A 15,319-nucleotide genomic window follows, 5' to 3' on the forward strand; every position below is an offset into this window, starting at 1 on the left:
CGGGCAATGAAAATTACAGGTATATGCTGCATTGCTTCTTTAATCAATTTCGTTGTGAGTCTAACAGATTTGGTGCTGGCTAAAAGCATCTCTCTATACAGTACATCTGAAAAAACCGCGCAAAAGTGATAAGTATAGAGTGAGGGCGTTGATTTTGGAGAAGATCGCAATTATAATAACTTTTTCAAGCAACAATGAGAGCCTGGAAGCTTGCCGGTTATTTCCTATATAAACTCAAATTCAGGTATTGTAATTACACCCTTTAAGTGGGCTGTTAGCTCAGCTAGGTAGAGCAGATGACTCTTAATCATCGGGCCGGGGGTTCGATTCCCTCACAGCCCACCACTTGCGAGAGTGGCGGAATTGGCAGACGCGCTGGATTTAGGATCCAGTACTTAACCGTGTGGGGGTTCGACTCCCCCCTCTCGCACCATATGCTCACCCTTTAATTCATCTTGAATGAGCTAAATCTCACTCTCTAATTTAAAGGAATGTATCTGATCTTATTAGCCGTGTAGCAGAGTATTAATGTTTGAAGGGCAAGAGCCGCGCGGATTATCCCGGCGGCCCTTATATTCCGGCATTTAATCTGTTGATTACCTTAGCTCATCAATAGACGCGCCGAAGTTGATGTGGAAAGTCTGGCCGTCTATGACCAAGGCGGGCACAGATTCTACCCCGGCGGCTTCGGCTTCTGATATCCTATCTCTTTCCTCTCCGAGGTGCACGCTCTCGACCTCGTATTTTCCAGGGTCAAGCGCCTCGGCAAGACCCCTTTCGGCGCTAACGCACACCGGGCATCCTGCGTGATAGAAAGTTGCTTTACTCATGATTACTACCTCCTTATAAATTATAGTATCGACTCGATATATATTATCCGGTTTTCAAAAGGCATTGTCAAGCTGGTTTCGATTCGATACAATGATTATATGGAAGACAGGGTAAAAATCGCTTATTTGATTGAGAGGCTCGGAAACCTCCTGAGGGCGGGGGAGCGCTCTCAAGGGATCATAGACGGACTGCAACCGGTCCATATTCAGATGCTCGGATACCTTTCGATCTGTAACCGCTACAGTGACACTCCCGCCGGTGTGACCGATTTCGTGGGCGCCACAAAAGGGACTACATCTCAGAGCCTGGGCGTGCTTGAGCGAAAGGGCTATATACGGAAGAAGAGTGACAAAAGAGACAGGCGCGTCGTACGCCTTGAGTTGACGGCCAGGGGAAAGCGTTTTGTCGAAACCGGCTTTCCGCCGCCTGACTTCGTGGCCGCGCTCGGGGGGATAAAGACCAGGGAAAGAGGAGAGCTTTCCCGTTTACTCACGGAGCTTCTGGTAAGGCTACAGAGAAATAACCGGTCGAGAATGTTCGGCGTCTGCCATACGTGCCGCCATTTCAAACGTGACGGACTTGGGGAAACGCATCAGTGCGGGCTTACGCTTGAGCCTCTTACTGAAGGCGAGAGCATGAAAATATGCCGTGAGCATGAATTGCCGGCTGCTTAAAGTGTGGTTGATTTAGGGTCCGCCGTGAAAAGAATTCATGCATCAGGCGCCCGTACTTCTCCCCAAAGACCCTCTGTTATTAATCTTTCACAGCTTATTCTATTTACCGGCTTCAGTATGATTGGTTATTAACGGAAAGTTGAGACCCGGCTTTCTTTGCGTCACTGCCTGAAATTCTGATTGAATGTTAGCTGGATTCAAATAAGTCCACTGCCCGGAATCTTTAACCTGACAAAATTCATCGAAAAAGGTGTTCCCCCGATTCTGTCCATGACTTGTATTGTCTGGTATACTATCAAACTTTAATTCTCAAACTTTAATTTCAGAGATAAGAGCTTGTGAATATTGTAAAAATTTAGCGAATATGAGAGGACCCGTTATATGAAGGTAAACATGGAAAATTTAAGCGGTACGCAAAGGAAAGTGGATGTTGTAATCCCCGTGGATGAAGTCAAGCAGGCCCGCGCCGAGGTGTTTAACGAGATCAGTAAGAGCGCGAAGATAAAGGGCTTCCGTCCGGGTAAGGCGCCCGCGAATGTGATTGAGTCAGCGTATAAAAATGAAATACTAAGCGAAGTCGCGACAAGGCTGGTTACAGGGTCTCTCGAAAGTGCATTGAAAGAGGTATCGGCCGCCCCCATTACGAGGCCCCAGATCAATCCTCCCGAAGAGTTCACTACGGACAAGGATTTTGAGTACTCCGCGGTTTTCGAGGTGCTTCCCGAGTTCGACCTTGCGGAATATAAGAATCTTCCTCTTAAAAAGGAAGTTCGTGAAGTAAGCGACGAGGACGTCGAGCACACGATAAAACATTTTCTCGAGCACAAGGCCGAAATAAAGCCTTATCAGGAGGAAAAATCGGCCGAAAAGGATGACGTTGCCACCGTTGACTTCGAAGGATTTCTAGACGGCGGGCCGGTAAAGGATTTGAAAAGGGAAGGCCTTCAATTCGTTATCGGCGAGGAAAAGGTGATACCGGAATTTGAGCAGAACGTAATTGGAATGAAGAAGGGGGAGGAGAAGGAGTTTGATGTCGCGTATGGTGAGGATTTTCAGATAAAGGAAGCGGCCGGAAAGACCGTGCGCTTTAAATTCAAGCTTGCCGAGCTTGCGGAGAGAATAATCCCCGAATTAAACGACGAGATTGCCAAGGAGCTTGGAAAGGACGATGTCGCAGCGCTCAAAGATCAGATAAAAGAGGATTTAAAAAAACAGTCGGAAGATCAGGGGCAAGGAAAGATGAGGCAGCAGCTTGTCGATCTGATTGTGGAGAGGAATACGGTTGAGTCGCCCGAGAGCCTCGTTAAGGAAGAAGCCGCAAGGCTCGCCCGCAATATCGCTCAGAGAATGCAGCAACAGGGTCTCCCTCCGGAAGCTATGGACGATGGGACAAAAAAGATGATCGGCGAGCAGGCGCTCAGAAACGTTAAAGCGTCGATTGTGCTTGGCGAAATTGCGAAAATAGAGGGAATCACGGTCACTGAGGAGGACGTAAACGAGAACCTCTCTGCCATCGCCGCCAGCTACAATGTGCCCCCCGAACAGGTGCGGGAAATCTACCAGCAGAACAACCTTCTGGACGCGCTTGAAGCTAATCTCGCCGAGCAAAAAGTCATTGATTTTATTATAGAAAATGCAGAAATTGAAGAGGTTCCAGCAACGGAAAATCACGTTGACAATAAAGAGGAGAATCAGTATACTGAAGAATAATGTCCAGCTATGTACCGATTGTAATTGAACAGACCAGCAGAGGCGAGAGGGCATATGACATTTTTTCCCGTTTACTCAAAGACAGGATAGTTTTTATCGGCTCCCCGATTAACGATACAGTGGCGGACACGGTGATTGCTCAGATGCTTTTTTTGGAGTCGGAGAACCCCGAGAAGGACATTTATGTGTATGTGAATTCGCCCGGCGGACACGTGACTGCGGGGCTCGCGATTTACGATACGATGCAGTACGTAAAGTGCGATATCGCTACAATGTGCCTGGGGCAAGCGGCCAGTATGGCGGCAGTCCTGCTCGCGGCAGGGGCCAAGGGGAAAAGATACGCTCTTCCTCATGCCAGGGTCATGCTCCATCAGGTGCTTGGAGGAGTGGAGGGGCAAGCTACGGATATAGAAATTCACGCAAAGGAAATTTTGAGGATTCGCGAGGAGTTAAACCGTATTCTTGCCAAGCATACTAACCAGCCCATAGACAGAATTGCTAAGGACACGGAGAGGGATTTTTTCCTGAGACCAAATGATGCCTTAGAATACGGGCTCGTGGATGCTATAATTACTAAGAGAGAGGAGGCGCCCAAGTGACTTCTAGACGAGATGCTAAAGAGGGAAAACTTTACTGTTCCTTCTGCGGAAAAAGCCAGAAGGAAGTTAGGAAGCTAATAGCGGGGCCGACAGTATACATATGTAACGAATGTATAGAGCTCTGTAACGAGATTATAGCTGATGAGGACGCCAAGGAAGGCGTTCTCAAAAAAAGATATTCAACCCTGCCCACACCCTCACAGATCAAAAAATTTCTGGACGAATACGTGATCGGGCAGATAAGGGCTAAAAAAATACTTTCAGTAGCGGTTTACAACCACTATAAAAGGGTTGAGCTTAACGCATACAGCGGTGGAAAAAGAAACGCTGATGTGGAGGTTCAGAAGAGTAATATCCTTATGATCGGTCCTACCGGAAGCGGTAAGACGCTTCTCGCGCAGACACTCGCCAAATTGCTGGACGTGCCGTTCACGATTGTGGACGCTACATGCTACACGGAGGCGGGGTACGTCGGAGAGGATGTGGAGAATATGATAGTAAGTCTTCTCCAGGCCGCCGATTACGACCTTGAAAGGGCCTCAAAGGGTATTATATATATAGATGAGATAGATAAGCTTGCGAGGAAAACCGGTGACAGCCCTTCTATCACAAGGGATGTTTCCGGAGAAGGTGTACAGCAGGCTCTACTTAAAATAATGGAAGGAACCAAGGCAAATGTGCCGCCCAAGGGCGGAAGAAAACATCCCCAGCAGGAGTTTCTGCAGATAGACACTACGAACATTCTGTTTATCTGCGGCGGTGCTTTCTGCGGGCTTGAGGACCTGATTAAGCAGAGAATTGGAGAGAAATCGATCGGGTTTGAAGCGAATCTCGGCAAAGTCAACGAGAAAGACCTCGGGGCGATTCTTAAAGAAGTTCAGCCTGAGGATCAGATACAGTTCGGTCTTATACCGGAGTTTGTAGGCAGAATACCGGTCGTGGCTACGCTCGAAGAACTCAGTGAGGAATCTTTTGTGGAGATTCTTACGAAGCCCAAGAACGCTATTATCAAGCAGTTCCAGAAGCTGATGGAGCTCGAAGGAGTGGATCTCGAGGTTACGGATGGAGCCCTTGCCGCAATAGCCCGCGAAGGTATAGCGAGAAAGACCGGGGCGAGAGGCCTGAGGGCGATTATCGAGACCGTAATGCTCGAGATATCATATGAGGTTCCGTCCCTAAAGGGACTCACACGATGCGTGATCACGGAGGAAGTGATAAACGGAACGGGAGATCCTCTTTTCATTTACGAAGAAGAAGCCCGTCTGGGTACATAGGATGTGAATCCCGGTAGTTAAGGAGATGAACAATGCCAATGTTCTTTAAAAACGAAGAAGGGAAGGGGCAAATGGAAACATTACCGTTATTACCACTGAGAGACGTTGTTATTTTCCCATATATGGTCGCGCCGCTTTTTGTGGGGCGTGAAAAATCCATACGGGCGCTGGAAGAGGCGATGAAGAAGTCTAAGGAGATTTTCCTGGTCGCTCAGAAGGACGCGAAGACCAACGATCCTCAGGAAACGGACATTTACGAAATAGGAACGATAGGAACGATAGTACAGATGCTGAGACTCCCTGACGGGACCGTGAAGGTGCTGGTAGAGGGGAAGAAAAGGGCAAAAATTCACAACTACCTGCCGAACAAGTCTTATTTTATGGTGGAGGTAGAGCAGATACCGGAGCCTGACGAAGTCGGCGTAGAAACCGAAGCCCTCATCCGTACTCTTATAACAGCTTTTGAAAACTATGTGAAGCTTAATAAAAAGATACCGTCGGAGGTGCTTGTTACAGTTTCCTCGATCGACGAAGCGGGACGCCTGTCGGATACGATTTCGTCCCACCTCGGGTTCAAGCTCGAGGACAAACAGGAAATTCTCGAAACACTTGACCCCGCGGAGAGGCTGGAAAAACTCTACGAGAAGATCCAGGCCGAGGTTGAGATACTCCAGATAGAAAAGAAGATCAGATCACGGGTCAAGAAACAAATGGAAAAGGCCCAGAAGGAGTACTATCTCACCGAGCAGATGCGGGCCATTCAGAAAGAGCTCGGAGAGAAAGATGACCTCAAATCGGAGATTCAGGAGTTCGAAGACAGGCTTAAGAAGAAAAACATGCCTGAAGAGGCTGAGCAGAAGGTAAAGAAAGAGATAAAAAAATTGAAACAGATGTCTCCTATGTCGGCTGAGGCTACTGTAGTCAGAAACTACATAGACTGGCTTCTCTCGGTTCCCTGGGAGGGAGAGGTAACAGAAGACAGGATCGATATAGACGAGGCGCAGAAGATACTGGATGAAGACCATTTCGGTCTAGAAAAACCCAAGGAGAGAATACTCGAATACCTTGCGGTTCAGGCTCTTACCAGCAAGATAAAGGGCCCGATACTCTGTTTCGTAGGACCCCCCGGAGTGGGTAAGACATCGCTTGCGAAGTCTATAGCGCGCTCCATGGGCAGGAAATTCGTCAGGGTATCGCTGGGCGGCGTAAGGGACGAGGCCGAGATCAGAGGACACCGCCGGACGTATATCGGCGCGCTTCCCGGAAAAATAATCCAGGGACTCAGGAAGGCGGGAACCGCCAACCCGGTGTTCCTGCTGGACGAAATAGATAAACTGGGAATGGACTTCAGGGGCGACCCGGCTTCTGCATTGCTTGAGGCCCTCGACCCGGAGCAGAACAACGCTTTCAATGACCACTACATCGAGGTCGATTACGATCTCTCGAATGTAATGTTCATAACCACGGCGAACGTTCTGCACAGTATACCCTGGGCGCTCCAGGATAGAATGGAAATCATTCGTATTTCCGGGTACACCGAAGACGAGAAGCTCGAGATTGCGAAGAAATTCCTTATTCCCAAACAGCTTGAAGCCCACGGCCTTAAGGACGAGAACCTTAAGCTTTCTGACGCCGCCATATACACAATCATAAGGCGTTTCACGAGGGAGGCGGGCGTGAGGACTCTCGAGCGCGAGCTTGCGAGCCTCTGCAGGAAAGCGGCAAGGGATATAGTGAAAAAGGGATCCGACCATGTGGTCAAGCTGACCCCGTCTCAGATAACCAGCCAGAAATACCTCGGCATTCCGAAGTATAAATACGGTGAGATCGAGGAGAAGCCTCAGGTAGGTATGTCCACGGGGCTTGCCTGGACCGAAGTTGGCGGAGAGCTCCTAACTATCGAGGTATCGGTAGTGCCTGGTAAAGGGAACTTCACGGTTACCGGTAAACTTGGCGAGGTTATGCAGGAGTCCACACAGGCGGCGATGAGCTACGTCAGGTCAAGGGCCGAGAGGCTGGGGCTCGAGAGAAACTTCCATCAGAAGGTGGACATTCATATTCACGTCCCCGAGGGTGCCACGCCCAAGGACGGGCCTTCCGCTGGTATAGCGATTTCGACGGCTATCGTTTCCGCGCTTGTCAAGAAACCTGTTAAGCACGATGTCGCCATGACCGGCGAGATAACTCTCAGAGGAAGAGTGCTTCCGATCGGAGGGCTCAAGGAGAAAATCCTAGCTGCCCACAGAGGAAAGGTGAAGACCGTGATTATTCCTCAGGAGAACGAGAAGGACCTGAAGGACATCCGTGAGAACATCCTGAAGGACATAAAGATAGAGCTCGTAGATCATATGGATGAAGTTCTCGAGGCGGCTATCGAGTCCGACGAGCCGGTAATTAAAAATGTTGTGATACCCCCTGCAATGCCTATGGGCGATGAGATCGGGGCCAACGTAAATTAAAAAACAATCAAATAACTATAAATTTCACGAGGGGCGGTAATCTTTTCCGCCCCTTTTTTTATGAATAGTCGAATCAAGCACGGATTTACACGAGTATCGTAAAATCACACGTTGTGTGTGTGGACAAATGCTTAAAATTCAGTTATATATTTTCCCCTCATTACCGTCTGTATTGATTGGCTGAAATACAGCGGTAACAAGTGGGCGGTTAGCTCAGCCTGGGAGAGCGCCTGCCTTACAAGCAGGATGTCATAGGTTCAAATCCTGTACCGCCCACCACCCGAAATTCTACCTGCGGAGCCGTAGTTCAGCTTGGTTAGAACGCTGGCCTGTCAAGCCAGAGGTCGCGAGTTCAAATCTCGTCGGCTCCGCCACTATTTTCTTAAATGTATATCGTGCAAACATGTGTCTATAACAGCCTCAGCCCTTGCTTCACGGAAAATTCCTTCCCGTTGAACACCGTTGCTTTGCCAGATCTCTCTACTTTTAATTGATCCGGTTAATCGGGGCGCTCATAAATATGGTATAAAGCTCGCTATAATGCCAGCTTTAATTATCAGCAAAGTCCAAGCGTTGAGTATACCAAGCTCTGTCCTTTTAATAATCATTGAAAACTTAAATGCCAACTTCTATAATAATAGCCTTGTATAATTTCATCACGGACAATCCTAAACGGTATTTTAAAAATAGTTTCGCAGTTAATCGGGGAATGAATTGTAATAGTATGCGAAAAACAATGATTTTTAGCGATAGGCCGGGTTCTAGTCGGTAAAAGTATCCATGCGGAACAGATTACTGTCTATATTAGAAAAATGGTCCGGCAGTGAAACATTTTGGCTACTGTTTTTTCTGCTCCTGGTTTTCATAATCAGGCTTCTCTCATTACACATAACAGTAATTGATTGGGACGAATCTGTCTATTTCACGATAGCTCAGGATATAACTGACGGCGGGGTTCCATATAAAACTTCGTGGGACAACAAGGGGCCTTTTTTATACTTCATTTTAGTGCCAATAATTTTTCTCTTCGAGAACAGTATTCCCGCTCTTCGAATTTTCACATCGGTCTATCTTTTGATTTCTATGTATTTTCTGTATCTCTTAGCCGGCAACTTATTCCGTGGTTTTGCATGTGTGATCCCGCCTTTAATCTACGGGTTATTTTTTCTCATTCCTGGTTTCGGAGGATTTGCCTCCAATGGAGAGCTATTCATGATGTTGCCGGTGATTCTAGCGCTCCTTATGTATATCAAATACAAGAAAAAAGGTAATGTTTACCTGCTATTCTTGTCGGGCTTATTCTCCTCCCTCGCTTTTTTTACTAAGGGAACGGCAATTTTCACGCTTATGGTTATTCCTGCTTTTATAATTTACGAAAATCTAATCCGAAAATCTGAAAGTTTAAAATTGCTTTATACAGAGACGCTTTATTTCTCCCTGGGGTTTATTACTCCGTTCGTAATCCTTAACTTATATTTTTGGATGAACGCCGCGCTTCCCGATTTCTATTTCGCGAATTTCATATTTAACGAGGGGTACCTTGGTCTGGTCCCGATTGAATATGCTGTGTTGGATATGATTAAATTTTTATATAGAACCGTACTGTACGACTTTGAGGTTATTACCCTCGCAGCTATAGCAAGCACGTTATACCTTCTCGTAATGTATTTTAGAAAGGGGTATGATGAGCAGGAGAAAAATACACTGTATTTCATCCTGGCTCTATCCATCTTCTCAGCCGTAGGTGTTCTTTGGGGCAGGCGTATGTTCTCCCATTACTATTTGCAAATGGGGTTAGCTTATTCTCTCCTCATTGCTTTTGCAGTGTACAGGTTGAAGCTGAACAAGAACTACATCAAGGGATTCATGATTGTAATCCTCGCGGGTTACTTTGTTCAATCGTCTGGTGGACTAATGATATTGAGTGCTCAAGAAAAGAATGGGGATTGGTACGATTCCGGAGATATCCATGAAATCGCTGATTATGTAGAGGATAAAACGGTCAAAGAGGAAAATATACTGGTTATCGGCGGTCAGCCGATTATCTATTTCCTTAGCGACAGAAAAGCGCCCGTAAAACATTTCTGGTGGACAGATCATCATTACATTGCCATGGAATCGATATTGGATTTCGAGAGGACAGTGTTTCCTGTCTTAAATAAAAAGAAGCCCGAGTACATTATTTTTTACGATGGTAAACACGATTGGCAAATATTCAGGGTCGATTACTTCGACAAATACATTGCCAGCAATTACTCTTTAAAAAAAAGAATCGGTGACTATGAAATATATGAACTCAATAAATAACATCGCCTTGACTCCTCTAATCTCCATCCTGGAAGTGGATAGGGGCCAGGCAACAGAATAGTAACGACCTTGAAATTTTTTAATACTCATTGTGATGGCAGCTAAACCCGGCCACGCGGAGGGCGTTCAAATAGATGTCCATTTTGTGCCAACATACAAACCATTCGGATAGATATTAGATTAAATAATCAGCATAAGTCATCGTATATGCATGAATTCTATGCTAAGTCATACACATACTGTGGACGATTCGGAGTCAGTTCAGGGTACGTTTCAGGTAGCGGCTGTACTGGGTCTTTTCGAGCTCTATCAGGTAGCCGATAAGCCCCTTTCTGTCACCGTTTGTGAAATCTCCGAAAGCCGCCTCCGCTTCCCTCTCGCTGAAGTAGAAGTCGGAGTCGTCCGAGAACCGGAGCTTGCCTTCCTTTCTGCACTTCTCGATAAAGAAATCAAAAAGCGCTGTGTCTATGCTTCTCTTAAACCCTATCTTGAATCTTTTCATCTTGACATAAATTATAAGGGGCCGATGTTAAGGAGGCGTTAATTTCGTCTTAGCTCACGGTTAAGAATGTTGAGAGGCTTTCGGCTAGGGCAGGAATGAAGGTTTTAACCTTGCGAGTCGTCCTATATGTACGCGTCTGCCTCTCTGTCTATTGAAATATCGGAGGCATTATTACAATGGAAATCACTTATTACTCAGAGCGTCCCAAAGCACCTCTGCCGGATGGTATGCCCGTCTCTCTGCGCCGTCTCTAATCTGGTGGCGGCAGCTTGTGCCCGGCGCCACTAACAGCACATCCTCAGGCTGTTTTCTCACAGTGGGCAGCAGCACCAGCTCGCCTACCTTCATGGATACATCGAAATGCTCGCTCTCGTAGCCGAAAGAGCCCGCCATTCCGCAGCAGCCGGACGGGATAATATCGACGCTGTAGTTCTCGGGCAGGGAAAGCATCTTCTTCGAGTGGTCCAGGGTCGAGAGGGATTTCTGCTGACAGTGGCCGTGGAACTTGATTTGTTTCTCGCTCCGGCAAAAGCTGTCGGGCGTTATGTTGCCCTTGCCCATCTCTCTCGAAATAAACTCGTCGAATAGATACGTGTAGGGGGCTATCCTGACGGCGTCCGCTTTAACCTCCTTATCGGCGAGGTCCACGTACTCGTCCCTGAAGCTCAGCACGGCCGAGGGCTCTATGCCGACAAGGGGGGTTTCTTCGGTGATCAAATCCTTGAATATCCTGATGTTCCTGTTCGCGATAACTTTGGCGTCACGGATCAATCCCTTTGAAATATGGGCTCTCCCGCTCTCCTCGTGTTCTATCACTTCGGGATAATAGCCGAGCCTGTCGAGCAGCTTTATCATGGTGACGCCGATTTCCGCGTCCAGGTAATTAGTAAATTCGTCGCAGAATACATAGACTTTTCCGTTCCCGCCTGACTGGAGAGATCTCTTATTCTTTTTGTACCAGTCCCTGACCGTCTGGAGAGAAAGAGGTGGGACGGAACGCTCGACCGCGAACCCTGTTAATTTTTTAACCACGGGAGCGGTTACGGGATTCGTGAATATAAAATTATAAGCCTGGGGGAAAATGGATGAGACTTTCGCGAACGTATTGAAATTCGCTATCATCCGGGACCTCATCGGCACCCCGCGCCTGTCGTAATAATGCTGGAGGAATTCCCCCTTCAGTTTCGCCATATCCACATCCGATGGGCATTCGGACTTGCATCCCTTGCACGAGAGACAGAGATCGAGCACCTCGTGTATTTCTTCGCTTTCAAACGGATTCTTATCGCTTGAGCGGGTGAATATCTCCCGGAGGATATTCGCCCTAGCCCTCGTAACGTGCATTTCATCCCTGGTCGCCATGTAGGAAGGGCACATCGTGCCGCCGGCATGCTCCGTTTTTCGGCACTCGGCGGTTCCGTTACACCTTTCCGCGTGTCCTATAAACCCCTCTCTACCGAAGTCAAAGACGGTTTCGAGTTGAGCAGATTTCCTGTCCGCGTCGTACCTGAGGTTGATGTTATTTCTTGGTGCATCCACCACCTTTGTCGGATTGAATATGTTTTGAGGGTCCCAGGTATGCTTGATGTCTTTCATAAGTCCGTAAATCCTGCTCCCGAGCATAAATTCTATAAACTCACCCCTGAGCCAGCCCGTGCCGTGCTCCCCGGAGAGAAAGCCTTTGTACTTTTTCACGAGCCTGGCGGTATCTTTTGTGATGTCTCTAAAAAGTTGAACCCCTTCTTTTGTTTTAGTATTAAAATACGGGGTTATATGAAGCTCTCCCGCGCTTGCGTGAGCGTAGTACATTACGTGGAGATTATTTTTTTTGAGTAGCTCGTCAACATCTTTAATGAAATCCGGGAGGTCTTCGATCGCGACTGCGCAGTCGTCGATATTTGTGGAGGGTTTTTCATCGCCTTCCACGTTAGACGCGACTCCGAGAGCGGCATTCCTCAAGTGCCATACATGGTCCACCATTTCACATGAAACAATGGGGAAATGATATCCGTATCCCGTCTTTTTCACATCCTCTATAATCTTCTCGATGTCGGCCCTTGCCTCGGCCTCGGTCTCCCTCGCAACTTCGATGATCAAGACCGCGCCGGGATTGTCCTTTATGAAAAAGAGCTCCTCTCTCAAAACGGGGTTCGCTTTCGCGCAGTTAATCGTGTAGTCGTCAATAAGCTCACACGCCATAATATCGTGTTTTGAGACAGTGATGTTAGCCCTGAGCGCGTTGTCCAGGGTCTTGAAATTAATACAGGCGAGATTTCTCGACTCCGGAGGGTGGGGGACAAGGTTTAACTTGAGCTCGGTAATGAATATAAGCGTGCCCGCCGAACCAGCAATCAGCTTGCAGAAATTAAAAGGCGCGCCGCCCTTGTTAAAAGGCTCCATTTTAGCCATTATATCGAGCGCGTAGCCTGTGTTTCTTCTGAAAATGCAGTCTCTCGGGAAATTGGTATTTATTTCATTGATGTTTTCCCTGTCCGATAGCATCTCCTTAATCTGCCGGTAGATTTTTGTTTCTAACAAAGTCTCATCGCCGTTACATTTGGCTTCAAATTGCTCGTTCGTGAGTTCTCGGAACGTGACCGGAGAGCCGTCCGCCAGAAACCCCTTTACCTGCAGGAGGTGCGTCCGGCTGTCTCTATATACGACCGAGTTGGCCCCGCAGGAATTGTTGCCTACCATCCCGCCTACCATGGCGCGGTTCTGGGTCGAGGTCTCAGGTCCGAAAAACAGTCCGTATGGCTCAAGGTACTCGTTTAATTCATTACGTATGACGCCGGGCTCGATTCTTACCCAGCTTTCTTCCTTATTTATCTCGAGCACCTTATTCATATGTCTGCCCACATCCACCACTATACCCCTCCCGATAGGCTGTCCCGAAAGGGACGTGCCCGCGGCTCTGGGAGTGATGGGGATGTCTTTTTTTATGGCGAAATCAATCAGGTGTTTAACATCGTCAGCGGTTCCCGGCATAGCAACCGCCATGGGGGGCATTCTGTAAGAGGACGCGTCGGTTGCGTATAGGGTCCTCATTGCATGGTCGTAGTGGAGCTCTCCTGAGAGTTTTTGTTTCAGAGTTTCCCATTCGGATGGGTTAATCTCTGCGGTATTTCTCCCGGACTCACTCATATTGAAAGTTCTCCGCCGCTGATTATATAATTCTTTGTATCGACAAACCTGAAGAAAAGATGATTATGTAAGTTAGTTCTATATTAAGGTTAAAGCGTTTATTTGTAAACCATTCTATTATTTTTACATCAAGGGAGTACTTATAGCGGAGTTTCCGTAAACGAACTCTTCAGCTCTGCAGTTAACCATAAGTAATTAACATAGTATGACTGGACTAAGGCGAACTTTTTTGTTTTAATTTAGCTTGCCCGTGCATTTGTTTTTCCAAATTCAGAAGGGGGATACATGAAATGAGAATAGCAGCAATTTTTTCTATGATGCTTTTAATGCTGGTTGGAGTCGCTTCCGCCCGGAGTCAGGAAGAGGTTAGGCAGTTAAAGATGTCAATCTCAGGTTTCAGGTGCTGCTGTATCAGCTTTACGAACTGTCCAACTGGAATCCGCCTCCCGGAACAAACGCCGCGAGCGGCGCCTGGAGGGACAAGGTAGTCGCGGACGATAAGATAAAGAACCTCGGCAGGTTCACGACAGAAGGGCTCACGGGTGACGCGGCCAAACTGGGCGAGGTGTTTCAAGTATTCTATGACGGTACATACCGCGCCTTCTCCCGAAACCCGAACGTCGATGCAGAGTGGTCGGGGGAAGCGGCAACTTTAAGAGCTGAGCTCGCGCAGGCGGGTGAAAAGGTATACGGCATAAGTTTCAATATCTACCAGTCCGCGGGAGGGGATGAAGCGGAAAACAAGAAGTTTGCGACAGAGGCGCGTAATTCCGCAAGAGCTCTTATCAGGACGACCGATGAAAAAGGCCCGGTTTACAGCGGGCAGTTCGCAAACCCTCAGATCGCCGTTTCTGAGTATAACGCGGCTGCCGCGGCGCTTCAAAAGCTGAATCAGCTTTTCGGGGAGGATTACAGCGGCCCGGCGGGGCTCCCGGCAAAGCTGTTGAGGCAGGTTTTTACGGAGATAACCACTATTCCCACTGCTCCGTCCGGTGTGGTAATCCCGTGGCTGTCACCCGCTTGGCAGGTGCAGTTTCAGTATGTATGCCTTACCGGCTCGATAGTGATGGAGAAAATATCGCCGCCTGTCCGCGAATAATGGGGGTCAGGGTTTTTGGGGGGACCGGTATCAGTTGCGTGAAGCCGATTGTTTCACTCTTGTCTTTTCCGGCGGTAGAAAACGTATATGTGATAACAGCTTAAGGGACCACCGCGCTATTGCAATCGAGGAAGAATTCTTCCCCGCCTATAAATATCGCGCCTTTTGGGAATCCGAAACTTTCTTGTCCCTCAACATCCTCCCCGACCGGGGTGTCGTTCACGCTCTCTATGACAATGGAGGCTTCCTCTGCTACCGTTCCCGATTCGTTCTTCAAATCCTCGCATTCTAGCCTGAAGCAGTCGGTATCGGTGCATTTCTTACCGAAGACAATGGTGATGTTGTCGACAATTTCCGGAATTTCTGTACTGTCGTCTATAATGTCACAAATGTAAGGAAGGCATACGGACCCGGCCAGGCTCGTTGCGGGACAACTCAGGTCAATGTCGAATGTGCCGTCGCATTCGGGCGGAAATCCCGTAGTCGCCGGCTGGGGGGTCGGACTTGCGCCTCCGCTGCCTTCGCACCCTCCGGTGATCATAAAAGCGATTATTACCAGAGATGAAATCAATATTATTATCTCGGCCACACGTTCTGCGAAGGGTTCTTCAACTTTATTCATGACAGTTCTCCTCCGCGATTTCGGGGAAAAAAACTTACGGCCGACTAGTATGTTAATTAATTATATCCTGGATACGGGAATCGAACAAGCTATTTCTG

11 protein-coding genes and 4 tRNA genes are annotated in these 15,319 nt (G+C 47.9%); 11 read left to right on the forward strand and 4 right to left on the reverse strand.

Annotated features, from left to right (window positions below; all coding sequences use genetic code 11):
- The first annotated feature begins 268 nt into the window (after positions 1-268).
- Positions 269-345, forward strand: a tRNA-Lys gene (locus RIG61_11370).
- A gap of 3 nt (positions 346-348) precedes the next feature.
- Positions 349-433, forward strand: a tRNA-Leu gene (locus RIG61_11375).
- A gap of 163 nt (positions 434-596) precedes the next feature.
- Here the strand turns inward: RIG61_11375 and RIG61_11380 are convergent.
- Entirely contained in the window at positions 597-833 is a 237-nt protein-coding gene (locus tag RIG61_11380; protein MEQ9619759.1) for a thioredoxin family protein, read from the reverse strand.
- Between the two features lie 96 nt (positions 834-929).
- Between RIG61_11380 and RIG61_11385 the strand changes: the two genes are divergently transcribed.
- From RIG61_11385 to RIG61_11420, 8 genes are all read left to right on the forward strand, one after another.
- Positions 930-1,505: a MarR family winged helix-turn-helix transcriptional regulator gene (locus RIG61_11385; GenBank protein MEQ9619760.1), complete on the forward strand. Its 576-nt coding sequence runs from the start codon at positions 930-932 to the stop codon at positions 1,503-1,505.
- A 381-nt stretch (positions 1,506-1,886) separates the two neighbouring features.
- Complete coding sequence (tig, locus tag RIG61_11390; GenBank protein MEQ9619761.1) at positions 1,887-3,215, forward strand: trigger factor; 1,329 nt, start codon at positions 1,887-1,889, stop codon at positions 3,213-3,215.
- The gene (clpP, locus tag RIG61_11395) at positions 3,215-3,814 is read left to right on the forward strand and encodes an ATP-dependent Clp endopeptidase proteolytic subunit ClpP (GenBank protein MEQ9619762.1); all 600 of its coding nucleotides are present in this window, start codon (positions 3,215-3,217) and stop codon (positions 3,812-3,814) included. Before tig ends, clpP begins: the two co-directional genes overlap by 1 nt.
- Entirely contained in the window at positions 3,811-5,088 is a 1,278-nt protein-coding gene (clpX, locus tag RIG61_11400; protein MEQ9619763.1) for an ATP-dependent Clp protease ATP-binding subunit ClpX, read from the forward strand. The genes clpP and clpX overlap by 4 nt, the downstream gene beginning before the upstream one ends.
- Before the next feature lie 38 nt (positions 5,089-5,126).
- The gene (lon, locus tag RIG61_11405; protein MEQ9619764.1) at positions 5,127-7,547 is read left to right on the forward strand and encodes an endopeptidase La; all 2,421 of its coding nucleotides are present in this window, start codon (positions 5,127-5,129) and stop codon (positions 7,545-7,547) included.
- Between the two features lie 202 nt (positions 7,548-7,749).
- Positions 7,750-7,826 (forward strand) — tRNA-Val (locus RIG61_11410).
- A 17-nt stretch (positions 7,827-7,843) separates the two neighbouring features.
- A tRNA-Asp gene (locus RIG61_11415) sits at positions 7,844-7,921 on the forward strand.
- 1,201 nt (positions 7,922-9,122) lie between these two features.
- On the forward strand, positions 9,123-9,854 hold the full coding sequence (locus tag RIG61_11420) for a hypothetical protein (protein ID MEQ9619765.1): 732 nt from the start codon (positions 9,123-9,125) through the stop codon (positions 9,852-9,854).
- Between the two features lie 256 nt (positions 9,855-10,110).
- Here RIG61_11420 and RIG61_11425 read toward each other — a convergent pair whose 3' ends face one another.
- Both RIG61_11425 and RIG61_11430 read right to left on the reverse strand, forming a co-directional pair.
- Positions 10,111-10,356 carry a hypothetical protein gene (locus RIG61_11425; GenBank protein MEQ9619766.1) on the reverse strand — a complete coding sequence of 82 codons (246 nt, stop codon included), beginning with the start codon at positions 10,354-10,356 and terminating at the stop codon, positions 10,111-10,113.
- Between the two features lie 183 nt (positions 10,357-10,539).
- Positions 10,540-13,500, reverse strand: a complete 2,961-nt coding sequence (locus tag RIG61_11430) for an FAD-linked oxidase C-terminal domain-containing protein (GenBank protein ID MEQ9619767.1) — start codon at positions 13,498-13,500, stop codon at positions 10,540-10,542.
- Between the two features lie 400 nt (positions 13,501-13,900).
- Here RIG61_11430 and RIG61_11435 point away from each other — a divergent pair, with 400 nt between their 5' ends.
- Positions 13,901-14,599, forward strand: a complete 699-nt coding sequence (locus RIG61_11435; GenBank protein ID MEQ9619768.1) for a hypothetical protein — start codon at positions 13,901-13,903, stop codon at positions 14,597-14,599.
- A gap of 100 nt (positions 14,600-14,699) precedes the next feature.
- On the opposite strand, the gene RIG61_11440 is transcribed toward RIG61_11435, so the two are convergent.
- Positions 14,700-15,221 (reverse strand): hypothetical protein, encoded by a 522-nt coding sequence (locus RIG61_11440; GenBank protein ID MEQ9619769.1) that lies wholly within the window; start codon positions 15,219-15,221, stop codon positions 14,700-14,702.
- Positions 15,222-15,319 lie beyond the last annotated feature (98 nt).

The organism is Deltaproteobacteria bacterium, assembly GCA_040223695.1.
Classification (GTDB): domain Bacteria; phylum Desulfobacterota_D; class UBA1144; order Nemesobacterales; family UBA2774; genus JAVKFU01.